Annotated in this window: 13 protein-coding genes; 9 read left to right on the forward strand and 4 right to left on the reverse strand. The window is 73.9% G+C overall.

Annotated features, from left to right (window positions below):
• Positions 1–2,660 (reverse strand): amino acid adenylation domain-containing protein (locus AB0B50_RS12475; RefSeq protein ID WP_362329213.1); only part of this gene is annotated, 2,660 nt, incomplete at its 3' end.
• Positions 2,657–10,978, reverse strand: coding sequence for an amino acid adenylation domain-containing protein (locus tag AB0B50_RS12480; RefSeq protein ID WP_362329215.1), 8,322 nt, complete (start codon positions 10,976–10,978; stop codon positions 2,657–2,659). The genes AB0B50_RS12475 and AB0B50_RS12480, both read right to left, overlap by 4 nt.
• Positions 10,979–11,238: 260 nt before the next feature.
• Here AB0B50_RS12480 and AB0B50_RS12485 point away from each other — a divergent pair, with 260 nt between their 5' ends.
• Genes AB0B50_RS12485 through AB0B50_RS12500 form a run of 4 tightly spaced genes read left to right on the forward strand, consistent with a single transcriptional unit; the run spans position 11,239 to position 14,616 of the window.
• The gene (locus AB0B50_RS12485; protein ID WP_362329217.1) at positions 11,239–12,276 is read left to right on the forward strand and encodes an ATP-binding cassette domain-containing protein; all 1,038 of its coding nucleotides are present in this window, start codon (positions 11,239–11,241) and stop codon (positions 12,274–12,276) included.
• The gene (locus AB0B50_RS12490) at positions 12,273–13,103 is read left to right on the forward strand and encodes an ABC transporter permease (protein WP_362329219.1); all 831 of its coding nucleotides are present in this window, start codon (positions 12,273–12,275) and stop codon (positions 13,101–13,103) included. The genes AB0B50_RS12485 and AB0B50_RS12490 overlap by 4 nt, the downstream gene beginning before the upstream one ends.
• Positions 13,100–13,858 carry an alpha/beta fold hydrolase gene (locus AB0B50_RS12495; RefSeq protein WP_362329220.1) on the forward strand — a complete coding sequence of 253 codons (759 nt, stop codon included), beginning with the start codon at positions 13,100–13,102 and terminating at the stop codon, positions 13,856–13,858. Before AB0B50_RS12490 ends, AB0B50_RS12495 begins: the two co-directional genes overlap by 4 nt.
• On the forward strand, positions 13,852–14,616 hold the full coding sequence (locus AB0B50_RS12500; protein WP_362329222.1) for a GNAT family N-acetyltransferase: 765 nt from the start codon (positions 13,852–13,854) through the stop codon (positions 14,614–14,616). Before AB0B50_RS12495 ends, AB0B50_RS12500 begins: the two co-directional genes overlap by 7 nt.
• A 114-nt stretch (positions 14,617–14,730) precedes the next feature.
• Here the strand turns inward: AB0B50_RS12500 and AB0B50_RS12505 are convergent, their stop codons facing one another.
• Together AB0B50_RS12505 and AB0B50_RS12510 are read right to left on the reverse strand one after the other, a co-directional pair.
• Positions 14,731–16,944 carry a BTAD domain-containing putative transcriptional regulator gene (locus tag AB0B50_RS12505; RefSeq protein WP_362329224.1) on the reverse strand — a complete coding sequence of 738 codons (2,214 nt, stop codon included), beginning with the start codon at positions 16,942–16,944 and terminating at the stop codon, positions 14,731–14,733.
• 48 nt (positions 16,945–16,992) lie between these two features.
• A complete protein-coding gene (locus tag AB0B50_RS12510; RefSeq protein ID WP_362329226.1) occupies positions 16,993–18,912 on the reverse strand; it encodes an NAD(P)-dependent oxidoreductase in 1,920 nt (639 codons plus the stop codon).
• Between the two features lie 308 nt (positions 18,913–19,220).
• Between AB0B50_RS12510 and AB0B50_RS12515 the strand changes: the two genes are divergently transcribed.
• The 5 genes from AB0B50_RS12515 to AB0B50_RS12535 all read left to right on the forward strand — a co-directional run bounded on the left by AB0B50_RS12515 (position 19,221) and on the right by AB0B50_RS12535 (position 24,871).
• Positions 19,221–19,868 (forward strand): ScbR family autoregulator-binding transcription factor, encoded by a 648-nt coding sequence (locus AB0B50_RS12515; RefSeq protein ID WP_362329228.1) that lies wholly within the window; start codon positions 19,221–19,223, stop codon positions 19,866–19,868.
• 193 nt (positions 19,869–20,061) lie between these two features.
• Positions 20,062–21,618 (forward strand): amino acid permease, encoded by a 1,557-nt coding sequence (locus AB0B50_RS12520; protein ID WP_362330383.1) that lies wholly within the window; start codon positions 20,062–20,064, stop codon positions 21,616–21,618.
• A gap of 177 nt (positions 21,619–21,795) precedes the next feature.
• On the forward strand, positions 21,796–22,392 hold the full coding sequence (locus AB0B50_RS12525) for a hypothetical protein (RefSeq protein WP_362329230.1): 597 nt from the start codon (positions 21,796–21,798) through the stop codon (positions 22,390–22,392).
• Positions 22,393–22,544: 152 nt separating this feature from the next.
• On the forward strand, positions 22,545–23,999 hold the full coding sequence (locus AB0B50_RS12530) for a DUF2252 domain-containing protein (RefSeq protein WP_362329232.1): 1,455 nt from the start codon (positions 22,545–22,547) through the stop codon (positions 23,997–23,999).
• 47 nt (positions 24,000–24,046) lie between these two features.
• Entirely contained in the window at positions 24,047–24,871 is an 825-nt protein-coding gene (locus AB0B50_RS12535) for a hypothetical protein (protein WP_362329234.1), read from the forward strand.
• Positions 24,872–24,936 lie beyond the last annotated feature (65 nt).

Genomic DNA, 24,936 nt, shown 5'->3' on the forward strand with positions numbered 1-24,936 from the left:
TCGTGCGCGCCCAACACGGTCTCGATCTCGCCGAGTTCGATGCGGAAGCCGCGGACCTTGACCTGGTTGTCGGCGCGGCCCACGAAGTGCAGCTGCCCGTCCCGGTCCCAGCGAGCGAGGTCACCCGTGCGATACATCCGAGTGCCCGCAGGGCCGTAGGGGTTGGCGACGAAGCGGCCGGAGGTGAGGTCGGGGCGGCCGCGGTAGCCGCGGGCCAGGCCCGCTCCTGCGACGTACAGCTCACCGGGGACACCCACCGGCACCGGACGGAGCCGGGCGTCGAGGACGTAGACCTGGGCGTTGGCGATCGGCCGCCCGATGGGCGGGTTGACGGCACCGGAGAGGGGTTCGCTCATGGTGGCGCAGACGGTGGTCTCCGTCGGACCGTAGGCGTTGATCATGCGACGCCCGGTGGACCAGCGCTCGACCTGTGCCGGAGCGGTGGCCTCACCCGCGACGACGAGGGTCATGCCCTCGGGCAGTGCGTCGTCGGGCAGGACCGCCAGTGCCGCCGGGGGCAGCGTGGCGTGCGTGACGCCGTGCCGGGCCAGGGTCTCGGCCAAGGCATCGCCCGGCAGCAGCCGCTCCTGCGGGGCCAGGACCAGCGTGGCACCGGACAGCAGGGCCATGCAGACTTCCCACGTCGCGGCGTCGAAGCTGGGCGAGGCGAACTGCAGCACCCGGCTGTCGGGACCGACCCCGAAGGCCGCGACCTGCTCGGCGACGAGGCTGGAGATGCCCGCGTGGGTGACGACGACGCCCTTGGGGCGGCCGGTCGAACCGGACGTGTAGATGACGTACGCGGCGTTCGCCGGGGTGAGCGGCGCGGTGCGCTCGGCGTCCGTCGGCCGGTGGCGCGGTGACTCCTCGAAGGCGGGGAAGGCGGCGCAGGCGCCGGAGGCGTCCAGGACCAGCGTGTCCACCGAGGCGGGGAGCCGGTCGCGGATGGCCGCGGCCGTGATGACGCACAGCGGGTCGGCGTCCTCCAGCATGTAGGCGATGCGGTCGGCCGGGTACTCGGGGTCGACCGGCAGGTAGGCGCCGCCCGCCTTGACGGTCGCGAGGACCGACACCAGCCACTCCAGGGAGCGCGGCAGGGCGACGGCGACGATGCGCTCCGGGCCCACGCCGAGGCCGATGAGGTGGTGGGCGAGGCGGTTGGCGCGCTCGTCGAGCTCGGCGTACGTCAACTCGGTGCCGTCGTACACGGCCGCGACCGCGTCCGGCGTCTTCGCGACCCGCGCCTGGAACAGCTCGGGCAGCGTGCCCTCGGCGACGTCGCGGGCGGAGTCGTTCCACTCCACCAGGGTCCGCTCGCGGTCCTCGGCGGAAAGGATCTCCAACTCGCCCACCGGGCGCGCCGGTTCGGCGGCGGCCGCCGCGAGCAGGCGGGCCAGGCAGCCCGCCAGGTACGCGGCGGTCGACTCGTCGTACAGGTCGACGGCGTAGGTGAGACCGCCGGTCAGGCCCGCCGGAGCGCCGTCCGCGTCGTGGTGCTCGTGGAGCGTGAAGGACAGGTCGAACTTGGCGGTGCCCGCGTTGAGGTCCTCGACCTCGACGTCCAGGCCGGGGAGGTCGACACGGCCCTCGGAGTTGTTCTGCAGGACCAGCATCACCTGGAACAGCGGGTGGTGCGCCAGCGTCCGGACCGGGTTGACGGCCTCGACCATCCGCTCGAAGGGGATGTCCTGGTGTGCGAAGGCGGCCAGGTCGGTGTCCCGTACGCGGTCGACGAGCTCGGCGAAGGTCGGGTCGCCCGAGACGTCGGTGCGCAGTACGAGGGTGTTGACGAAGAAGCCGATGAGCTCCTCAAGAGCCTCGTCGTTGCGCCCGGCGACGGCGGTGCCGATCGGGATGTCGGTGCCCGCGCCCATCCGGGTCAGCAGGGCGGCGAGACCGGCCTGCGCCACCATGAAAAGGCTGCAGCGGTGGGTGCGCGCCAGCTCCGCGAGCGCGCGGTGCGTCGCCGCGTCCACCGTCAGCGGCACGGTCTCGCCCACATGGCCCGCGACGGCCTGGCGCGGCCGGTCGGCGGGCAGGTCGAGGAGCTCGGGGGCGCCCGCGAGCGCCTCGGCCCAGAAGGCCGACTGCCGGGAGGCGACGCTCTGCGGGTCGTCCTCCTCGCCGAGCACCTCGCGCTGCCACAGGGCGTAGTCGGCGTACTGGATCTCCAGCGGCTCCCAGGCCGGGGCAGCGCCGCCGAGGCGGGCGGCGTACGCGGTGGACAGGTCGCGCAGCAGGTTGCCGACCGACCAGCCGTCGGCGGCGATGTGGTGCATCAGGACAAGCAGCACGGACCGCCGCTCGTCGACGCGGAACAGCGTTGCCTTGACGGGCAGTTCGGTGTCCAGGGCGAACGCGTGGCCCGCCGACTCGCGAAGGGCGCCGTCGAGCGCCTCCTCCGCGACCGGGACCACGGTCACCTCCGGGACGCCCACCGCCACGGGCAGGATGCGCTGGCGCGGTTCGCCGTCGGTCTCGGGGAAGACGGTGCGCAGGCTTTCGTGGCGGGCGACGACGTCACCGAGCGCGGTGCGCAGGGCGTCCTCGTCGACGGCGCCGGTCAGACGGAGGGCGAGCGGCACGTTGTACGTGGCGTTCGGCCCCTCCAGGCGGTTCAGGAACCACAGCCGGTGCTGCGCGTAAGAGAGCGGAATCATGACGTCTCCTCAACAGTCCTCTTCATCGGCCGCAGCTTCGGCCGTGCCTTTGCGGCGGTGTCCAGGTGACCGGCGAGCTTCGCCACGGTCGGGGCTTCGAACAGGTCCCGGATGGCCAGTTCCGCGCCGAAGACGGTGCGGATGCGGCTGATGAGGCGGGTGGCCAGGAGGGAGTGGCCGCCGAGTTCGAAGAAGTTGTCGTCGATACCGACACCCTCGATCCCCAGGACCTCGGCGAAGAGCCCGCAGAGGACTTCTTCGCGCGGGGTGCGCGGGGCGCGTCCCGGGTCCCGGTCCGTGTGGTCGGGGGCGGGCAGGGCCTTGTGGTCGAGCTTGCCGTTGGGGGTCAGCGGCAGCGCGTCGAGCGTCACGAAGGCCGATGGGACCATGTACTCGGGCAGGCGCCCGGCGGCGAACTCCCGCAGGCCGTCCGCGTCACCGACGACGTAGGCGACGAGGCGGCGGTCGCCGGGCCGGTCCTCGCGGACGATGACGGCGGCCTGGGTGACGTTCTCGTGCGCGCCCAACACGGTCTCGATCTCGCCGAGTTCGATGCGGAAGCCGCGGACCTTGACCTGGTTGTCGGCGCGGCCCACGAAGTGCAGCTGCCCGTCCCGGTCCCAGCGGACCAGGTCACCCGTGCGGTACATCCGGGTACCCGGCGGTCCGTACGGGTCGGCCACGAATCGGCCCGAAGTCAGGTCCGGACGGCCCAAGTAGCCGCGGGCCAGGCCCGATCCGGCGAGGTAGAGCTCACCGGGCACGCCCACGGGGACCGGGCGCAGCGCGGCGTCCAGGACGCGGGCCGCGGTGTTGTCCATCGGGGCGCCGATCGGCACCGTGCCCGGGTAGTCGTAGGGACGGCGCAGCGGGTGGAAGGTGGCGAAGGTGGTGGTCTCCGTCGGCCCGTACACGTCGATGACCGTGGTGTCGGGGCACTCCTCGACCACCCGGCGCAGCGCGGCCGTCGAGACGACCTCGCCGCCGGTCCACACCTCGTGGACGCCGCGCAGGCACTCCGGGCGCTCCTCGGCGATCAGCCGGAAGAGGCCGGCCGTGAGGAAGACGCTGGTGATGCCCCGCTCGACGATGGTGCGGGCCAGCTCCGGGAGGTCGAGATCCCCGGGCGGGGCGATGACGACCTGCCCGCCCGAGAGCAGCGGCACCCACAGCTCGTACGTCGACGCGTCGAAGGCGAGCGGGGAGTGCAGCAGCAGCCGCCGGTGCCGCCCCGTGTGGAAGGTGGCGTCGGCGCAGAACGCGACGATGTTGGCGTGGGTGGTCGCGACGCCCTTGGGGGTGCCGGTCGAGCCTGAGGTGAACATCGAGTACGCGAGCTGCCCGGCGTCGACCGCGACACCCGGGTCGTGGTCGGCGGCCGTGCTCACCGCGTCGGTGACGGACACGGCCCTGATCCCGGCGGGGAGTTCGAGCTCTGCGGTCGGCCGGTCGGTGAGCAGGACCGTCGCCTCGGAGGCGCGCAGGACGGCCTGGATGCGGGAGGCGGGGTAGCGGGCGTCCAGCGGTACGTAGACGCCGCCGGCCTTGAGCACGCCGAGCAGGCAGGCCACCGCTTCGAGTGAGCGGTCGTGGAGCAGGGCCACGCGCGCCTCGGGGGTGACGCCCTCGGCGAGCAGCCGGTGGGCGACCCGGTTGGCGCGGGTGTTGAGCTCGGCGTAGCTGACGGTGGTGTCACCGATCACCAGCGCGGGCGCGTCCGGAGTCCGGGCCGCCTGCGCCTCGAACAGCTGGGGCACGGAGCCCTCGGCCACATCGCGGTGCGAGCCGCTCCAGCCGGTCAGCAGCAGGTGGCGCTCCTCGGCGGAGAGGATCTCCAACTCGCCTATGCGGCAGGCCGGTTCGGCCGCCGCCTCGCACAGCAGGCGGGCGAGTCCCGCGGCGATGTTCTCGGCGGTCCGCCGGTCGAACAGGTCGGTGGCGTGGACGAGCGCGCCGCCGATGCCGTCCGGGGTCCCGTCGGGCGCGAAGCGCTCGTGCAGGTTGAAGGAGAGGTCGAACTTCGCGGCGGCGGCCGTGAGTTCGACCGTCTCGGCGGTGAGGCCCGGCAGGTCGAGACGGCCCTCGGCGTTGTTCTGCAGGACCAGCATGACCTGGAACAGCGGGTGGTGGGCGAGCGAACGGGTCGGATTGACGATCTCGACGAGGCGCTCGAAGGGGGTTTCCTGGTGTGCGTAGGCGGCCAGGTCGGTGTCCCGTACGCGGGCCAGGAGCTCCTCGAAGGTCGGGTCGCCGGAGGTGTCGGTGCGCAGGACCAGGGTGTTGACGAAGAAGCCGACGAGGTCGTCGAGGGCGTCGTCCGTACGGCCCGCGATCGCCGTGCCGACGGGGATGTCGGTGCCCGCGCCGAGCCGGGTGAGCAGGGCGCCCAGGGCGGCCTGGACGACCATGAAGGTGGTCGTCCCGGTGCGCCGGGCGAGCTCGGTGACGGCCCGGTGGGCTTCGGCCGGGAGGGCGAAGGCCACCTGCTCGCCCCGGTGCGATGCGACGGCGGGGCGGGCGTGGTCGGCCGGGAGCTCCAGGAGCTCGGGCATGCCCTTGAGCTGCTCGGCCCAGTAGCGGGACTGTTGGGCGGCGACGCTCCGCGGGTCCTTCTCGTCGCCGAGGACCGCACGCTGCCAGAGCGCGTAGTCGGCGTACTGGACCGCCAGCGGCTCCCAGTTCGGGGCCGTACCGTCCAGGCGGGCGGCGTAGGCGGTGGTGAGGCCGTCGAGCAGCGGGGCCGTGGACCAGCCGTCGGCGGCGATGTGGTGCATCAGGACGAGCAGGACGCCGTCTCCCTCGGCCTCCCGGAACAGGGTGACGCGGACGGGGAGTTCGGAGTCGAGCGCGAACGCGTACCGGGTCGCCTCGCGCAGGGCGGCGTCGGTGTCGGCGCCCTGCGGCAGGTCGGTGACCGTCAGCTCCGGCACGGCCGCCTCGGCGGGCAGGATCTGCTGGCGCGGTTCGCCGTCCACCTCGGGGAAGACGGTGCGCAGGCTCTCGTGGCGGGCGACGACGTCACCGAGCGCGGCGCGCAGGGCGTCCTCGTCGACGGTGCCGGTCAGGCGCAGTGCCAGTGGCACGTTGTACGTGGCGTTCGGCCCCTCCAGGCGGTTCAGGAACCACAGCCGGTGCTGGGCGTGGGAGAGCGGCGGCAGCTCCGGGCGCTCCATGGGGACGAGCGCGGCGCGCGCCTCGCCCGCCTCCGCGAGCCGCTCGGCGAGCCGCTCCACGGTCGGGGCCTCGAACAGGGCCCGGATAGGCAGTTCGGCGCCGAAGACGGTGCGCACGCGGCTGATGAGGCGGGTGGCCATCAGGGAGTGGCCGCCGAGCGCGAAGAAGCTCGCGTCCACGCCGACCGTGTCCAGGCCGAGGACCTCGGCGAAGAGACCGCAGAGGATCTCCTCGCGCGGCGTGCGCGCCGTCCGGCCGCCCCCGGCGGCCGCGTCGGAGTAGTCGGGCGCGGGCAGGGCGCGGTGGTCGAGCTTGCCGTTGGGGGTCAGCGGCAGCACGTCGAGCGTCACGAAGGCCGAAGGGACCATGTACTCGGGCAGTTCGGCGGCGGCGAACTCGCGCAGCCCTGCCGTGTCGCCGACGACGTAGGCGACGAGACGGCGGTCGCCGGGGCGGTCCTCGCGGACGATGACGGCGGCCTGGGTGACGTTCTCGTGCGAGCCCAACACCGTCTCGATCTCGCCGAGTTCGATGCGGAAGCCGCGCAGCTTCACCTGGTTGTCGACCCGGCTGACGAACTGCAGCTGGCCGTCACGGGCCCACCGCACCACGTCGCCGCTGCGGTACATGCGCGACCCGGCCGGGCCGTAGGGGTCGGCCACGAAGCGGCCCGCGGTGAGCGCGGGGCGGCCCAGATAGCCGCGGGTGACCAGGTCGCCCGCGATGTACAGCTCGCCGGGCACGCCGGCGGGCACCGGCCGCAGCGCGGCGTCGAGCACGTACATGCGGGTGTTCCAGATCGGGCGGCCGATGGTCACCACGCCGGACGGCACGGTGTCGCCCGGCTCGATGCGGTACTCGGTGCAGCCGACGGTGGTCTCCGTCGGCCCGTACTCGTTGATGACGGTGGCCTCGGGGTGGCGGGCCCGCCACAGGTCGAGGACCTCGCCCATCAGGGACTCGCCGCCCAGGACCAGCTGGCGCGTGGGCGAGAAGCGGTCGTCGAGCTCAAGGAGCAGCGGCAGATGGCTCGGCGTGGCCTTGACGAAGGTCGGGCGCGTCGCGTCGGTGACCTCCTCCGGCGCCGTTCGACCGTCCAGGCGTACGAGGTGGGCGCAGCCGCCCGAGGTGAGCGGGGCGAACAGGCCGGTCACGGTGAGGTCGAAGGAGACCGGCGAGTGGACCAGGGCCCGGCCGTCGACCGAGTCGTACGCCTCCCGCACCCACGCCAGGTAGAGGGCGAGGGAACGGTGCTCGACCATGACGCCCTTGGGGCGTCCTGTGGAACCGGAGGTGAAGATGGTGAAGGCGGCGTTGGACGGGCGCAGCGGGGCCAGGCGCTCGGTGTCGGTGACGGCGTGCGCGGGGGTGGCGGCGAGCCGCGCGGCCGTCGCGTCGTCGTCGAGGACCAGCGGGCGGAGCGGCTCCGGCAGCCCGGCGAGGTCCGTTGCGGCCGTCAGGTCCGCCAGCTGCCCGGCATGGGCGACGACGGTGACGGGCGCGACGTCGGACAGCATGAACGCGGTCCGCTCGGCCGGGTAGGACAGGTCGAGGGGCAGGTACGCACCGCCCGCCTTGACCACGGCGAGCAGGGTGGTGACCAGGTCCACCGAGCGCGGCAGCGCGACGGCGACATAGCGCTCCGGGCCGACGCCCAGGCCGACGAGGTGCCGGGCGAGGCGGTTGGCGCGCTCGTCGAGCTCGGCGTAGGTGAGCGTGGTGCCCGCGTGCTCCACGGCGGTGGCGTGCGGCGTACGGGCGGCCTGTGCCTCGAACAACTCGGTGAGCGTGGTCTCGGCGACCTCGCGGGAGGCGCCGTGCCAGCCGGAGAGCAGCTGGTGCCGCTCCTCGGCGGAGAGGATCTCAAGCGTGCCGATGGGGGCGTCCGGCGCGGCGACGGCGGCGGCGAGCAGCCGCACCAGGCGGTCGGCGACGGCCCGCGCGCCCTCGGCGTCGAAGAGGTCGGCGGCGTACTCCAGGCTGCCGGTGATGCCCTCGGGGGTGCCGTCGCCCGCGTGGTTCTCCTGCAGGACGAAGGACAGGTCGAACTTGGCCACCCGCTTGTCGACGGTGGTCAGTTCGGTGCTCAGACCCGGCAGCGCGAACTCGGGGCGCGCGGTGCCCGCGAAGGTCAGCATGGTCTGGAACAGCGGGTGGTGGGCCAGCGAACGGACCGGGTTGACGATCTCGACCAGGCGCTCGAAGGGCAGGTCCTGGTGGTCGTACGCGGCCAGGTCACCGGCGCGCACCCGGGCGAGGAGCTGCTGGAAGCTGGGGTCGCCGGAGGTGTCGGTGCGCAGGACGAGGGTGTTGACGAAGATGCCCACGAGGTCGTCGAGGGACTCGTCGCCGCGCCCTGCCGTGGCGGTGCCGATGGGGATGTCGGTGCCCGCGCCGAGGCGGGTGAGCAGGGCGGCGAGGGCCGCCTGCACGGTCATGAAGACGGTCGTGCCGCTCTTGCGGGCGAGGCGGGTGAGGCCCTCGTGGAGCTCCGCGTCCACGGCGAGCGGCACGAGGCCGCCCTTGTTGCTCGCGACGGCCGGGCGAGGCCGGTCGGTGGGCAGTTCCAGGACCTCGGGGAGCCCCGCGAGGCGCTCCTTCCAGTACGCGGACTGGCGGGCCACGACACCCTCTTCGGCCGTGTCGGCGAGGATCTCCTCCTGCCAGAGCGCGTAGTCGGCGTACTGCACCGGCAGCTGTGTCCAGCGCGGCGCGCGGCCGCCGAGCCTGGCGGCGTAGGCCGTGGACAGGTCGCGGCTGAGCGGGGCCAGGGAACCGCCGTCGGTGACGATGTGGTGCAGCAGCAGGAGCAGCACGTGCTCGTCGTCGGCGACGGGGAACAGGACGGCGCGCAGCGGGGGTTCGGCGGCCAGGTCGAAGCGGTGCCGGGACGCCTCGGTCACGGCCGCGTCGAGGTCTTGTCCGCCGTCGGTGACGATCAGCTCGGGGCGGTGGGCGCCGACGGGCAGGACGTCCTGGTACGGGACGCCGTCCACGGCCGGGTAGCGGGTGCGCAGCGCCTCGTGCCGGTCGGTGACGTCCGCCAGGGCGGCGGCGAGGGCGGCGCGGTCGAGGGTGCCGCGCAGCCGAAGGCGCAGGGCGACGTTGTAGGCGGCGGACTCGTCATCGAGCTCCGTCTCCATGTGGTGCAGGAACCACAGGCTCCGCTGCGCCGGGGCGAGCGGGACGAGCGCGGGGCGCGCGGCGGGGCGCAGTGCCGGGCGGCCCGCGTCCGCGTCGTCGAGGCGCGCGGCGAGGGCGGCGACGGTGGGCGCGTCGAAGAGGACGTGCACCGAGAGCGTCGCGCCGAAGACCCGGCGGACGCGGTTGACCAGGCGGTTGGCCTTGAGCGAGTGGCCGCCGAGCACGAAGAAGTCGTCGTCGACGCCCACGCCGGGGACGCCGAGGACCTCGGCGAAGAGGCCGCACAGTACCTCCTCGCGCGGAGTGCGCGGGGCGCGTCCGCGCGGGGCTGCGGCGGGGGCCTCGATGGCCGGAAGCGCGGCGCGGTCGACCTTGCCGTTGGGGGTGAGGGGCAGCGTCTGAAGGACCGCGAAGGCGCTCGGCACCATGTACGCGGGCAGCCGCTCGGCGGCGAAGGCGCGGACGTCCTCCGTGTCCACCGTGCCCACAGCATCCACCGCGTCCACCGCGTCCACCGCGTCCACGCCCGTGCCGGACGCCGGTACGAGGTGCGCGGCGAGCCTGCGGTCGCCGGAGCCGTCCTCGACGGCGGTGACGGCCGCGCGGGCGACGGCGGGGTGGGCCCGCAGGACGGCCTCGACCTCGCCCGGCTCCACCCGGTAGCCACGGATCTTCACCTGGTCGTCGACGCGACCCAGGTACTCCAGGGCACCGTCACCGGTGCCGAGGACGAGGTCTCCGGTGGGGTGGTCGCCCTCGGTGCCGCCCCTGTGCGCGGTGGGCTCCTGGGAGGAGTCCGCCGCGTAGCGGGCCAGGAAGCGGGTGCGGACGACGAGTTCACCCGTCGTACCGGCCGCCTCGGGGGCGTCGGAGGCGACGAGGGTGCCGTCGTCGGTGCGGATCAGCAGGGTCACGCCGTCGATGCCGGGGCCCAGCGGGACGCGGGCGCCGGACTCGGGGCGCAGCGGGGCGCCCGGCGCGCGGACGACCAGGACCGAGATGGCCTGCGGGGTCTCCGTGGCGCCGTAGAGGTTCAAGAGGCGGGCGGCAGGGGCGAGTTCGGCCCAGGCGCGGGCAGTGTGCCAGCCCAGTGCCTCGCCGCCGAAACCGGCCTGGCGCAGCCGGGGCAGGCCTCCGGCCGGGGCCGCGTCGGCGAGGGCGTCGGCGAGGCCGGGCGTGAGGTGGGCGACGGTGATCTCGCGGTCGGCCAGCCAGCGGCCGAGGCCTGCGGCGTCCGACGGCGGCACGTCGGGGACGTGCGCCTCCGCGCCGACCCACAGCGGGGCGAACAGGTCGCGCAGCAGCGGGTCGTGGCCGAGCCCGGACAGCGCGGCGAAGCGGTCGTCGGCCGTCAGCGCGAAGGCGGCGGCGTACCAGTCGAGGAAGTGGGCGACCGGCGCCCAGGCGCCGAGCACGGCGCGCGGGCGGCCGGTGGTGCCGGAGGTGAAGGCGACGTACGCGGTGCGCCACGGGTCGGCGTCGGCCAACTCGGGGGCGGTGTCCGGGAATTCGGCGGCGATCGCGCCGGGCTCGTCGCGCAGCCGGACGACCGGGGCGGTGCCCACCGCTTCCGGCAGCTCCGCCGCGGCGCAGCTCAGCCAGGCGCGGGGAGCCACCTGCGCGGCGCAGTCGGCGATCCGCGCGGCCGGGTGGGAGGCGTCGAGGACGGTGAACGCGGCGCCCGCCTTGACGATCGCGACCAGTGCGACCAGCAGGAGCGGGTCGCGTTCGGCGTGCACGGCCACGGTGTCGCCCGCACCGACACCCTCCGAACGCAGCCGGTGCGCAAGGCGGTTGGTGTCCGCCTCCAGGTCGCGGTAGCTCCAGCGGCGGCCCGCGCCGGACAGCGCGGTCCTCTCCGGCGTGCGGGCCGCGTGCACGGCGATCCGGTCCGGCAGCGATCCGTACGCCCCGCACCCGGTGCGTGCGCCCAAGGGACCGTCGGTGCGGGCCGTCCGGCCCTCCGGCCGCTCGGAATTCCGCATCGGCACACCTTCCATGAATCCGACTCCTCATTCGCTCATTGCCGGTACGGCGTCGTGCGATCTGTTCATGGAAGGTAGTGAGCCGTGTTTTCGACGCGTTATTGACGGCTTTTCATGCCGGTCGGCCTCGTGGGGATAAGCGCGCGATATGCCGCCAATATTCGGGCCCACTAGCGTCTGCCCGCCGGTTGCCCTTCCGCTGCTTGTGGTCGCAGCCGGTGTTGTCCGTGCCCACCCGCTCTCCCGGTATTCCGGTGAGAATTCGAAAGGATCCGATGACGACGGCGATCCGGATCGAGAATCTGGTCAAGAGTTTCGCGGGCACCCCCGCAGTACAAGGCGTCAGCCTGGAGGTGCAGGCGGGCAGTGTGCTCGGCCTGCTCGGTCCCAACGGCGCGGGCAAGACCACGACCGTGAGAATGCTGTCCACGCTGATCCGGCCGGACGGCGGACGGGCGGAGATCCACGGCTACGACGTGGTGCGCCAGGCCCGCCAGGTGCGTTCGCTGATCGGGCTCACCGGTCAGTACGCGTCGGTGGACCAGGACATCTCCGGCTGGGAGAACCTCTACCTCGTCGGCCGCCTGGTCGGCCTGTCGCGGCGTGCCGCGCGCGCCAGGGCCGACGAGATGCTGGAGCGCTTCTCCCTCACCGAGGCCGGCGGGCGGCCCGCCCGCGGCTACTCCGGCGGCATGCGGCGCCGCCTCGACATCGCGGTGAGCCTGGTCGGCGACCCCAAGGTGCTCTTCCTCGACGAGCCCACCACCGGGCTCGACCCCCGCAGCCGCAACGAACTGTGGGACGAGGTACGGGTGTTGGCCGAGGCGGGCACCACCGTGCTGCTCACCACCCAGTACATGGAGGAGGCCGAGGCGCTCGCCGACTCGCTGGTCGTCATCGACCGCGGTGAGGTGATCGCCTCGGGCGCCACCGCCGATCTGCGGGCGCGCGTCGGCGGACAGGTACTGCGGGTGGTCCCCGAGGACCCCCGGCAGCTGGCCGAGGTACGGGCGGTGCTGCGGGCCTGCGGTGCGGGCCCGGCCGAGGCGGACGAGGCCGCGGGCCTGGTCCAGTTGCCGCTGCCCGAGGGCGGCGGCGGACTCACCACCGCCGTACGGGCGTTGGGCGCGGCGGGCATCCCGGTCGCGGACCTGGGCACCCATGTGCCGAGCCTCGACGAGGTCTTCCTCACGCTCACCGGAACGCGGGGCGGCTCGGCGGACCCGGCGGCCTCGGCGGCTTCGGCTGCCTCGGCGGAGAACACCCCGGCGGACGGCGGCCGGTCGGACGACACCAAGAGGAGCGCGGCATGAGCGTGATCACCAGCGGACGCGCGGCCGTCGAGGCCGCCCCGGGCCTGGCCCCGGCAGGCGTCCCAGGACCGGGGGAGGCCGTCCGGCACACCCTGGCCATCGCCCGCCGCAACCTCCGCAAGGTGCTTGCCAGTCCGGGACAGATCCTCGACGCCACCCTGATGCCGCTGATCTTCGCCCTGATCTTCGTCTACGGCTTCGGCGGCGCGATCTCGGGGAGTGCGTCGGAGTACCGGCAGTACCTGATGCCGGGCATCATGGCGCTGAGCATCACCATCGCCTCCCGCACCTCTGGCATCAGCATCAACTCCGATTTCGGCAACGGCGTGATGGACCGCTTCCGCTCCCTGCCGATGGCGGGCTCCGCGGTCCTTGCCGGGCGCATCGTCGCGGACACCGTCCGGATGCTGGTGAGCCTGCTCGTGATCCTCGCCTTCGCGTTCCTCATCGGCTTCCGGGTGCACACCGGTGTGGTGGAGACGCTGGGCGCCATCGGGCTGATCCTGGCCTACGGCGTGGCGCTGTGCTGGATGCACGCCTACATCGGCCTCGCCGCGCGGGCCCCCGAGACCGTGCAGAGCGTGGGGATGCTCGCCATGGTCCCCTTCCAGTTCGGCAGTTCGATCTTCGCCGACCCGGGCACCATGCCCGAGTGGCTGCGCGTGCTCGTCGCCAACAACCCCATGACGCTGGTGGTGGACGGGGCCCGCAACCTGCTCATCGGCGGCCCGGTGGCCCACCAGATCCTCGGCGCCCTCGCCTGGAGCGTCGGCCTGACCGCGCTGTTCGCGGGCCTGTCGGTGTGGCAGTACCGGAGGCGCGCGTGACCGGGCACTGGCTGCGCGTCCTGCGGCCCGTGGCGGCGCCGCGGGTCCGGCTCGTCTGCTTCCCGCACGCGGGCGGCACCGCGAGCTTCTTCCGTACCTGGCCGGACGGCCTGCCCGGCGACGTCGAGGTCCTCGCCGTGCGCTACCCGGGCCGCGAGGACCGGATCGCGGAGCCGTGCGCGACGAGCATGCGGGAGTTCGTCGACGCCGTCACCGCCGACCTGCTTCCGTCGGCCGATCGGCCGCTCGCCCTCTTCGGCCACAGCATGGGCGCCTCCGTCGCCCACGAGGTGGCGCACCGGCTCGCCTCGGAGCACGGGCGCGCCCCCGCGGCCCTGCTGGTCTCCGCCCGCTCCGCCCCCCACCGGCTGCGCCGCTCCGGGCTCGGCGACCTCGACGACGACGCCCTGATCACACACGTACGGGGGCGCGGCGCGCCGAGCTCGGCCGCCCTCGACCACCCGGAGCTGCGCGAACTGGCCCTGCCCGTGCTGCGCGCCGACTACCGGATGCTCGACGCCTACGCGGGTACGGCCACCACCCGCCCGCTGGCCGTACCCGTCACCGCCTACTACGGCGAGGGCGACGAGGGACAGTCGGAGCCCGAGGCGTTCGCCTGGTCCGCCGTCGCCGGGGCGGGCTTCGCCGCGCGCGGCTTCGCGGGCGACCACTTCTATCTGGTGCCGCGGGAGGCCGAGTTGCTCGACGACATCGCCACGCGTCTGGCGCGGAGCACGGGGGAGGCCGCGTGCTGACCGTCATCGCGCACCGCGACGGCGCCGGGCTGCTCGCGGCGGCCGGCGACCCCTGGACCGCGGGCCTGATCACCCCGGACTGGAGCGGCACCGCCTGGTCCGTACCGGGCGCCGCAGCCTACGGCACCGCCCCCGGGCCCGAACCCACCGAGTGGATCACGGCGGTCGGCGCCCCGGACCGGGCCGCGGCCCTGCTGCACGCCGTCCTGCCCGGCCTCCCCTCGCGGCCCTACGGCCTGACCGTGCCGCGCGGCACCGCCCTGGACGGCATCGACGGCGTGATCCCGGAGGACGAAGCACCGTACGAGCACTGGGAGTTGATGACCACCGCCCAGGCCCCCGCGTCGCACCCGTCGGAGGAGCGCGTCCGCATGGGGGACGACGCGAGCCACGCCGAGCTGAGCGCTCTGCTGACCGAGGCCAGCCCCGGCTACGCGGTACGCCCCGGTGACCCGCAGGTGGAGGTGTGGGCCACGATCCGTACCCCCGAGGGCGCCCTGGCAGCCGTCGGCGCGCTCCAGCGGCGGCCCGGTACCGGCGTCGCCCACCTCGCCTCCATCGCCGCCGCGCCCGCGCTGCGGGGGCAGGGCCTGGGCGCGGCGGTCACCGGCCGGCTCACCCGGTACGTACTGGAGAAGGGCGAGGCGTTCTGCACCCTGTCGGTGCACTCCGGCAACGACGCCGCGCTGCGGCTCTACCGGCGGCTCGGTTACCGCACGGCACAGGAGTTCACCAGCGTGGAGCTGGACGACTTCTGAGGCGGCGGTTCGCCCGCGTGCTGCGGAAACGAGGGAGGGCCGGGCGGGTGCTGTCATCAGCACCCGCCCGGCCCTCCCTCGCGTCCGGCGTACTCCTCCAGCAACAGGGGCAGTTCACGCCACGGCCAGACGCGCACGGGCCTTCCTCGCGGAGACCCCCGCGTCCCGCAGTCCCGTGGACAGGGCGAGGTCGAAGGCCAGTTCGTCCCTGCCCAGCGCCCTGGACTGCGCGATCACCGACTTCAGGGCGCGCTGCTCCGCCTTCAGCCACTCGTGGGGCGAGGCCAGCAGCTCGTCGAGGTAGCCGGTCTCGATCCGGCGGCGCAGCGTGGTGCGCTGCCGCGGCAGCCGCTTGCCGCCGTTCTCCCGGCGGTACGCCTCTTCGGCGATCGTCAGCCATGAGCGCAGCACCCGGTCGAGCACCCGGTCCCGCTCGTCGGCAGGCTCCTCCGCCTCGGCGCGCTCGCGGGCGTGCAGCCGCAGCAGGTCCGGCAGCCGGTAGCGCAGGTTGTCCGTGGCGTCCATCCCGACGGTGCGCAGCAGTTGGGCGTCGACCAGGTACTCCATCAGCCGCTCCGCCTCCGCCACGTCGGTGTCGAGCACCGCGGCTCCGGCCCAGGCCGCGAAGTCGGGCGCCTCAAGGAGCCCCAGCCTCCGGTACATCGCCGCCGCGTCCGGCGGCAGCCGCCGGTAGCCGAGGTCGAAGCCGGCGCGCAGCGCCGGGTCGCCCTCGCACAGCTCGGACAGCCGGCGCCGGTCGTCGGCGAGGCGGGCCGTCAGGTGCCGGACCGTCCAGTGCGGCTTGGCGGCAAGGCGGGACGCCGCGATGCGCAGCGCCAGCGGCAGCCGGTCGCACAGGGCCGCCAGCCGGGCGGTGTGGGCGGGTTCGGCCGCGATCCGCTCCTCGCCCGCGACCCGGGCAAGGAGTTCCACGGCCTCGCTCTCGTGAAGCATGCCGAGGTTGAGCCGTACCGAGCCGCACGCCGCGGCCGCGCTGTCCAGCTGCGCCCGGCTGGTGACCACCACACGGCAGCGGCCGCTGCCCGGCAGCAGGGGCCGCAGTTGCTCGAAGGACTGGGCGTCGTCCAGGACCAGCAGGATGTGGCGGGTGGCGAGCACGCTGCGGTAGAGCGCCTCCCGCTCGCCGAGGTCCGCGGGCACCCGGTCGTCGGGCACGCCGAGGGCGCGCAGGAAACGGGCCAGGACGTCCCCGGCGGCGACCTGCTCCTGGCCGCCCCGTCCACCGAGGTCGGCGAAGAGCTGGCCGTCGGGGAACTCTCCCGCGTACCGGTGGGCCCAGCGCAGCGCGAGGCTCGTCTTGCCGACCCCGGGGATGCCGCTGACGAAGCCGATCACGGGCGGCTGCTCCCCCGGCCGCGGGTGTGTGTCATCCCGTACGAGCGCGTCGAGCGCGGCGAGTTCGGGCTGCCGGCCGACGAAGACGGGCCCTGCCGACGGGAGGTGCGCGGGGATCACCGAGGGCTCGGCGATCCGGGCCGACGCCTCCGGGACGCGGGTGAGCGTCAGGGCGGGGTCGTCGCGCAGGATCGCGTCGTGCAGCTCGATGAGCGCGGGGCCGGGTTCGAGGCCCAGCTCCTCGATGAAGCGGCTGCGGCCCTCCCGGAAGACCTCGAGCGCCTCGGCCCTCCGGCCCGCCCGGTACTGGGCCAGCATCAGCTGGGTGCGCGGCCGTTCGCGCAGCGGGTGCTCACGGGTCATGTCGGCGAGCTCGGGGATCAGCGCCTGGTGCTGGCCGAGCCCGAGGCGCAGCTCCGACCACTCCTCGTACGCGGCGAGCCGGTGCTCCTCCAGGTGCGTCGCCTCGCCCTCCATCGGCCGGCCCGCCACGCCCGCGAGGGCGGGTCCGCGCCACAGCCCGAGCGCCCGCCGGTAGAGCTCTTCGGCACCGGCGGCCCGCCCCTCCCGCGCGGCCTGCTGAGCCTCGCCGACCAGCGCGGCGAAGTCCACGGCGTCGACCCGGTGGCCCGCCATCCGCAGCAGATAGCCCGGGTGCGCGGTGACGATCGGGTCCTCGGCGCAGCCCGCCGCCTTGAAGGTCTTGCGCAGCCCGGCGATGCAGATCGCCACCTGGGTCCGTGCGGTGGCCGGGGGGCGCCCGTCCCACACCACGTCGACCAGGCGGTCCACGGAGACCACCTGCCCCTGGGCGAGCAGCATCATCGCCAGGATCGTCCGCTGCCGCGGCCCGCCGACGGGCACCTGCCGGTCGCCCACGGTCACCTGCAGTGGCCCGAGTATGCCGAACTCCATGCCGAGGGTGCCCTGTTGCTCCTCCGGCTGCTGCGCGTACGCCGCCACCTCTGTCATGTCCGCCCCCTTGTTCTTGCCCGTACCGCTGTTCTGTCGCTGTCCGTGTCAACCACGGCTTCCCCCGCCCGGGTGTGCGCCCACCAGTTCCGCCCCGAGGAACGGGTGGGCCCGAACCGGCCCACGGGCCCGCACTCCCTCGCGGTCCGGGGCCAAGCCCTTGGGTCCACTCCCGGCGGCAGCCGGGGGAGAAACGGTGAAGGGGCGGGACCGGGGCTTCCCTCCCTCGGTGAAAGCCCACCCGTGCCGGGCCCCGGCAGCCCGCACCACACGGTCGAGTACCTCGTCGGAGACGGCCGCGTCCACGGTCAGCAAGGCGGCCGCGTCCACGGTCAGCAAGGCGGCCGCGTCCACGGTCAGCAAGGCGGCCGCGTCCACGGTCAGCAAGGCGGCCGCGTCCACGGTCAGCAAGGCGGTCGGCGCCGCCGCGTCACCGTCACCACGGACCACCTGCATCGCCAGGATGTCCACCCCCGCATCCGCCAACGTGCCCGCCACCCGCCCGAGCACACCGGGCCCGTCCGCACACCGCAGCACCACGAGGTGCTTCCCGAGCACGAGGTCCGCGTCCATCCCGTCGACCTCGGTCAGCCGGTGCTCGCCCGTGCCCTCATCCAGCGACGCGGCCAGCGAGACCTCGTTCCCCTCGCCTCCCACGACCCTTGTGCGCAGCACCGGTTGCGGGTCGGCCGACGGGCGGAACTCCGCCTCGCATCCGCGCTCGGCCGCGAGCCCCACCGCCTCGACGGGGGTCAGGGCCGCGCCGGAACCGGCGCCCAGCGCCCCGGTGAGCGCAGCGATCCGCAGGGCCGCCCCGCCCGCACCGGCGTCCGGCCCGCCCCTCTCGACGTCGATGGCTCGCGGCGAACCGCCCGCCAGGACGCCCGCCACATGGCCGAGCCGCGCGGCCAGCGCGAGCCAGGGCCGGACGGCCTCCGGCACCGCGCCGACCGGGAGGTTGACGGCTCCGGGAGTCGGTTCGCCCGCCAGCGCGCGTCGCGCGGCATCCGCGGCGAAGGAGGTGGCCCGCCGCCGTGCCTCGACGGTGGCGGCCCCGGGCGGGGGCGTCACCACCGAGGGGTGGTGCGCCAGCGCCGGGCCGGTTGCGGCGGCGGCCGCGACCCGGCCCTCATCGAGCGCGGCGAGCAGCGCCGCTTCGTCCACACCGCCGCTGACTCCATCGACGCTGATGCCATCGCCGCTGACGCCCCCGCGGCTGACGCCCCCGCGGCTCACGCCTCCGCCGCTCACGGCGTCGACGAGGCGCGTCCCGGGCTTCGCGAGGCCCAGTTCACGCGCTCCGACGACCGGCGTGTGCACGGTGAGGAAGTCCGAGCGACGCAGCAGCTCATCGAGCCCGACGAGGGTCAGGCTCGCGATCTGGCCGCCCGCCGGGCCGTCCGTGTCTTCGCCGCCCGCCGGGTCGTCCGCGCCTTCGCCGTCCGACGGATCGTGGGCGAGCACGTGCATCCCGAAGGCGGACATGCGGGCCGCCACCCGCTCCCCGACGGGCCCGAGGCCGATGACGCCGAGCACCTTGCCGGCGAGTTCCACGCCGCCCGCCGCGCCCGCCGTGCCTGCGGAGCCCGCCGTGCCCGCCGCGGGTGTGTGCCGGGCCACCGCGAGCAGCTGGGCCACGGTCCGTTCGGCGGCGCTGTCGGCCGCGACCGGTGCCCGTACGACGGCGGCTCCGGCCCGGGTGGCGGCGGAGAGGTCGACGTTGTCCGTGTGTTCGCCTGCCACGGCGACGACCCGCAGCCGGGGCAGTGTGCCGATGACGTCGGCGTCGATCCGGTCGTCCGGGCCGGCGATCAGTGCCTCGGCCTGCGCCTCCGCGCCGTGCGGCGACAGGGGCGCTGCGGTGTCCCAGACGTGTACCGCGCACTCGGGACCGAGCGCGTCCGCTGCGACGCGCAGCAGTTCCTCGCGACGGATGTCTTCGGTGATGAGGACGGCGGGTCTGCTCACAGATGCTTCCTTCGTCGTGTGGGATCCGTCGGGCGGCGCGCGGCGGCGCCCCGTGCGGTGGTGGTGCCGGGTGCTTCCGCGTCCCACGTTCGATGCCGTGTTTGTACGGCGCCGAGTCGGATGCCCGGGTGTGGGCAGAGCCAGTAAAAAACCAGCCAGCTGGTTTGTCAAAGTGTCGATCTCGCGTTGGCCTGCCCCTACGCAGGTGCTGGGCCTTGAAAAATCGGGCCGACCGGCTGGAAGAAACCGCGCGGCCTGTTTAGTCTTGGGTCGTTGTTGACCAAGGGAAAACGCTGAGGTGGTGGCAGGTGGAGCTGCAGGAGAGGGCCGAACGGACCCGCAGGGCGCTGATTCGGGGGGCCGCGGAGGTCTTCGACCGCATCGGGTACGAACGCGCCACGCTGTCGAAGATCAGTGAGGCGGCGGGGGCGACCAAGGGCGCCCTGTACTTCCACTTCTCCACGAAGGCGGAGCTGGCCCAGGCCGTCCGCACCGAGGCCCGCGCGGCCTCGGCCGCCGCTGTCGACGAACTCGCCCGGCGGCCCGTACTGGCCCTGCAGACGGTGATCGACATCGCCCACGCCCTGGCCCACGCGCTGTGGACCGACCCGCTCATCCGGGCCGACGCACGCCTCTCCCGCGACTCCGAGTTCCCCGAGCGCTCCCGGCCCGACTGCTACGAGGACTGGCTGGACGCGATACGCACCCTGTTGGAGCGGGCCAAGGCCGACGGGAGCCTCCTGCCGGAGACGGACTCGGACTCGGTGGCCGCGCTGGTCCTCTCCCTGGTCGCCGGCGCGGAGCTGTTCTCCCGGGACGGCGAGCCGGAGGGAATCCCCGGCGAGACGCCCAACGAGTGGGTGGCACGCGTCTGGAGCCTGGTCCTCCCCCGTCTGGCACCGGCCGCCCAACTCCCGCTGCTGCGTCCGGCGGGCATGGAAGGGGGCGGGGAGTGACGAGCACCCGACGACTGCTCTGACCAAAAGACTTCGATAACGAGTCGAAAAGTCCCCTCCCTAGGGTCTCCGTGCCGTCGGCCCAACGGGCCGACCCCGCGCGGCCCGCCGCCTGCGCGCAGCGAAGCCGCTGTCCGCCGGCCGGGCCGACGAACCGCAGGAGACGGAGACTCACGTGACCATTCCCGCCTCGATGGCCGGCGCAGGAGGGCGGCGCACGGCATCGCCGTCCCCGTCGGCCCCACCGGCACCGACCGCCCTCACCGCTCTCACCGCCCCGACCAGCTCGGCCACCCCGACCGCGTCGGCTGCCTCGACCGCGTCGGCTGCCTCGGGCGCGTCGGCTGCCTCGGGCGCCTCGACCGCCTCCCGTCCCACGGACGGCAGCACGCTGCCCGCCGCCCTCAAACAGCGCCACTTGACCATGCTGGGCCTGGGCGGAGTGATCGGTGCCGGTCTGTTCGTCGGTTCCGGCGCCGGTGTGGCCCTGGCGGGACCCGGGATCCTGCTCTCCTACGCCATCGCCGGCACCCTCGCGTTGCTGGTGATGCGCATGCTCGGCGAGATGTCCTCGGCCATCCCCACGCCCGGTTCGTTCTCCGTGCACGCGGAGCGGGCGTTCGGCCGCTGGGCGGGGTTCACCGTCGGGTGGCTGTACTGGCTGATGCTCGTCGTCGTGCTCTCCGTCGAGGCGACCGGCGCCGCCGCCATCGCCTCCGGCTGGCTGCCCGCGGTGCCCCAGTGGGCCTGGGTGCTGCTGTTCATCAGCTTCTTCACGGCCGCGAACCTGTCGTCGGTGAAGAACTTCGGCGAGCTCGAGTTCTGGGCGGCGGCGCTGAAGGTCGGCGCCATCGTCTGCTTCCTCGCGCTCGGCCTGCTCGCGGTCCTCGGCGTGCTGCCCGATTCGCAGCCGGTCGGCCTCGCCAACCTCACCGGCCACGGTGGCTTCCTGCCGCACGGCTGGAGCGGAGTCGTCGCGGGCGTCCTTGCGGTCACCTTCGCCTTCGGCGGGCTCGAGGTCCTCACCATCGCCGCCGCCGAGTCGGAGGACCCGGCGCGCGCGGTGGGCCGGGCGGTGCGCAGCGCGGTGTGGCGCATCCTGCTGTTCTACGTCGGCTCGCTGGCCGTCGTCGTCACCCTGCTGCCCTGGGACGACTCCGAGATCGGCAAGAGCCCGTACGTGGCCGTGCTCGACCACATCGGCATCCCGGCGGCGGGCCAGATCATGAACGTGGTCGTCGTCGTGGCACTGCTCTCGGCCATCAACGCCAACCTCTACGGCGCCTCTCGCATGATCTTCTCCCTCGCCGAGCGCGGTGAGGCCCCCCGCTCCCTCCTCGCCCTCAACCGGGGCGGTGTGCCCCACCGGGCCGTGCTGGCGTCGGTGGGCTTCGGTTTCCTCTCCGTCCTGCTGAACCTGGTCTGGCCGGACACGGTCTTCCTCTACCTGCTCAACACCGTCGGGGCCGTGCTGCTCGTCGTCTGGCTGCTGATCGCCGCGTCCCAGCTGCGGCTCCGCCGACGCCTGGAGCAGGAGAGCCCCGAGCGGCTGACGGTCCGGATGTGGGGCTTCCCCTATCTGACCTGGCTGACCCTGGCGGGCGTCGTGGCCGTGCTGGCGCTGATGCTGACCGACGCCGACGCCCGCGTGCAGGTCATGGGCTCCGCGGCGGCGAGCGCGGGCCTTGCCTTCGCGGCGTGGGCCCGGGACGCCCTACGACGACGCAGGCGGCGAGCCGTTCCCGCGTAGCTTCCCGAGCTCCCGAGCTCCCGAGCTCCCGGACTCCCGAGCTCCCGGACTCCCGAGCTCTCGAACTCCCCGAACCACCCCGATCCCCCCCCGGAGTCCCCTGAGCCACCCCGGGCTACCCCGAATCACCCCCCACCCCCCACCTCCCACTCCCCACCCCCCGAGGAGAGAACCTTCATGTCCCGTACGACCGTGCGTTCCGCGCCGGGCGGCAGCCCCCGCGGCTTCGTCGCCGACCTGGTGCGTGTGCCCTTCCGCGCCGTCACCTGGCGGCACATGCTGCACGCGCTGCTGGCGCCGCTGGGGCTGGCCTGGTTCTTCGCGGTGGTCAACGCGTTGCGGATCAGCCAGGAGGAGGGCGTGCCCCAACTCGGGATCGCGGGCGCACTCGTGGCGACCGCGCTCGCGGTGGCCTGCGTCGGCGCGTTCGGCCGGGCACGCGCCCGGTGGTTCTTCGGGATCCGCATGGCGCCCGGCCAGGGGCGGGGACGACTCGGCCGCACGCTGGGCTACTTCTTCGTCGATCTGCTGCTGAGCGGTCTTGCCTTCGCGCTCGCCGCGGGCGTAGTGATCGTCTGCGCCCGTAACCTCACCTACCCGATCTGGGGCTGGGCCCCCTACCCGAACCCGGCCTGGGGCGGTCCGACGCCCGAGGGTGCCGTGGCCCTTCACTTCGCGGGCGGCGTCGTGGCCCTCTTCGTCGGCCCCCGCCTGGTGACAGCCCTCTCTCGGGCACAACTCCGCCTGACACAACGCATGGTCGGCGCCGGCTGAGAGATCACCGAGCGGCCCTCCTCCGGACGAGAGTCCGGAAGGGGGCCGCTTCTTTGACGTATGCCTTCGAAGTTATCCACAGGCTCTGACGGGTGTCGGCGGGCGGAGGTACCTTCGAGGCTGGTTCGGTCGAACGGTCGGGGGGCGATGGCATGGCGGAGCTCGGCAAGGCGGAGCGTGGCAAGGCGGTACCCGGGCAGCGGGGGCCGGTCGTGCGGCTGCCGAAGGTGGCGGGCTTTGCCGTATGGCCCGCGCAGGGGTCGCCCAAGGGGGCGGGCAAGGCGCTGCGGAAGCGGGTGGCGCGGGTCGAGCACGCGCGGTTCCTGGTGGACGGTGACCGCCCCGATCCCGTGGCCGTCGTCAAGGAGACCAACCGCAGCCGGCTCGCCGAGCTCGCGCCGATACGGGTCGGCAGGATGGCCGCCTCCCCCTTCGCGTTCCTGCGGGGCTCCGCGGGACTGATGGGGTACGACCTCGCGCGCACCCCGGTGACCGGCATCGGCGCACAGATCTGCGGGGACGCCCACGCGGCGAACTTCGGTCTCTACGCGGACGCGCGGGGCGGCCTCGTCATCGACCTGAACGACTTCGACGAGACGGTGCACGGCCCCTGGGAGTGGGACCTCAAACGCCTCGCCACGTCCCTGGTGCTCGCGGGGCGCGAGGCGGGGGCGAGCGAGGACGTCTGCGAGGAGGCGGCGCTGGACGCCGTCGGGGCCTATCGCCGCACGATGCGGCTGCTCGCGAAGCTTCCCGCCCTGGACGCCTGGAACGCCATCGCGGACGAGGAGTTGGTCTCGTACACGGACGCGCGTGACCTCCTCGGCACCCTGGAGCGCGTCTCCGAGAAGGCGCGGCACAACACGAGCGCCCGGTTCGCGGCGAAGTCCACGGAGCGCTTCGAGGGCCCTGACGGTTCCGTGGGGTGGCGCTTCGTCGACGCCCCGCCCGTGCTGCGGCGCGTGCCGGACGCGGAGGCGGCGTCGGTGGCCGCCGGGCTCGGGGAGTACCTGGGCACGCTGACCGAGGACCGGCTGCCGCTCCTCGGGCGGTATGCGATCCAGGACGTGGCGTTCCGCGTGGTCGGCACGGGCAGCGTGGGCCTTCGGTCGTACGTGGTGCTGCTGCTCGACCACCGGGGCGAGCCGCTCGTGCTCCAGGTCAAGGAGACGCGGCCCTCCGTGCTCCTTCCGCATCTGCCGGCGGCCGGCTTCAAGGCGCCGACGGCGGCGCACGAGGGGCACCGGGTGGTGCTCGGCCAGAAGCGGATGCAGGTCGTCAGCGACTTCCTGCTCGGGTGGACGACGGTCGACGGACTCCCTTTCCAGGTACGTCAGTTCAGGAACCGCAAGGGCAGCGTGGACCCGGCGGCGCTGGCCGCCGACCAGATCGACGACTACGGCCGCATGACCGGCGCCCTGCTGGCCCGCGCCCACGCGCACAGCGCCGACCCGCGCCTCATAGCCGGGTACTGCGGCAAGAACGACGAGCTCGACGAGGCGGTGGCACGGTTCGCCACGGCGTACGCGAACCGTACGGAGGCGGATCACGCGCTGCTGGTGCGTGCGGTCAAGGAGGGGCGGGTGGCGGCGGAGGCCGGGGTGTGAGCGGCCGCTCCTGCGAGGTGCTTCGAGTGGTGGCCTAGGCTGGGTGGGTGACGACCCCGGAAGCCGAGCCGACGCAGCCCGAGACCCCTCAGAGCCCTGAGCGGCCGGAGGAGCGGCTCGAGCGGGCCGTGCGCGCCGCCGAGCAGGCGCTGATCGAGTACGAGATCGCGCTGGAGACCTTCCGGGTCGAGGTGGAGAACTTCTCCCGCCTGCACCACCAGAAGCTCGGCCCGATGTACGCACGGCTCGACGAGCTGGACGCCCGGATCGCCGAGGCCACCGCGGCCCGCACGGGCGACCCCGAGGACCGGCGCAAGGCGGACGAGGCGCGGGCGCGGGTCATGCCGATGCCGGGCGTCGACGAGCTGTTCCACGGCTGGATGGACGGCGAAGGGCTCTACCCCGAGGCCGCCGCGATGCTGACCGATCAGTCGGTGCGGCCGCCGCAGCGGGTGCGCCCCGGCGAGGAGGCCCGCAAGCTCTACCGCGAGCTGGTCCGCAAGGCGCATCCGGATCTGGCGCAGGAGGAGAGCGAGCGGCAGCGGCGCGAGGAGTTCATCACGCGCGTCAACGCCGCGTACGCGCGCGGCGACGAGGCGCTGCTGCGGGAGCTGTCCGAGGAGTGGGCCGCGGGGCCCGTGCCCGAGGCGCTGCGGCTCACGCGCAGCGAGGAGCTGTACGCCAGGCTCGAATGGCTCGCCCAGCGCAAGGAGCTGCTCTCGGTCCTCGCCAAGGAGCTGGAGGAGAGCGCGATCGGCGGGATGCTGCGGCTGGCGCCGGACGATCCGGACACGCTGCTCGACGAGATCGCCGAGCAGCTGCTCGCACAGGTCGCCGAGCGCGAGGCGGAGCTGGAGCGGCTGACCGCGTAGCCCGTCTGTGCGGCTGACCGCGTGGCCGGTCTGTGCGGCTGACCGCGTGGCCGGTCTGTGCGGCT

The organism is Streptomyces sp. NPDC041068 (assembly GCF_040647455.1).
Classification (GTDB): Bacteria; Actinomycetota; Actinomycetes; order Streptomycetales; family Streptomycetaceae; genus Streptomyces.

Bases quoted from the DNA above. Each gene is read 5' to 3' on its own strand.
- AB0B50_RS12480 (WP_362329215.1), bottom strand. From the start codon at position 10,978: ATGGAAGGTGTGCCGATGCGGAATTCCGAGCGGCCGGAGGGCCGGACG.
- AB0B50_RS12485 (WP_362329217.1), top strand. From the start codon at position 11,239: ATGACGACGGCGATCCGGATCGAGAATCTGGTCAAGAGTTTCGCGGGC.
- AB0B50_RS12490 (WP_362329219.1), top strand. From the start codon at position 12,273: ATGAGCGTGATCACCAGCGGACGCGCGGCCGTCGAGGCCGCCCCGGGC.
- AB0B50_RS12505 (WP_362329224.1), bottom strand. From the start codon at position 16,944: ATGACAGAGGTGGCGGCGTACGCGCAGCAGCCGGAGGAGCAACAGGGC.
- AB0B50_RS12520 (WP_362330383.1), top strand. From the start codon at position 20,062: ATGGCCGGCGCAGGAGGGCGGCGCACGGCATCGCCGTCCCCGTCGGCC.
- AB0B50_RS12525 (WP_362329230.1), top strand. From the start codon at position 21,796: ATGTCCCGTACGACCGTGCGTTCCGCGCCGGGCGGCAGCCCCCGCGGC.
- AB0B50_RS12530 (WP_362329232.1), top strand. From the start codon at position 22,545: ATGGCGGAGCTCGGCAAGGCGGAGCGTGGCAAGGCGGTACCCGGGCAG.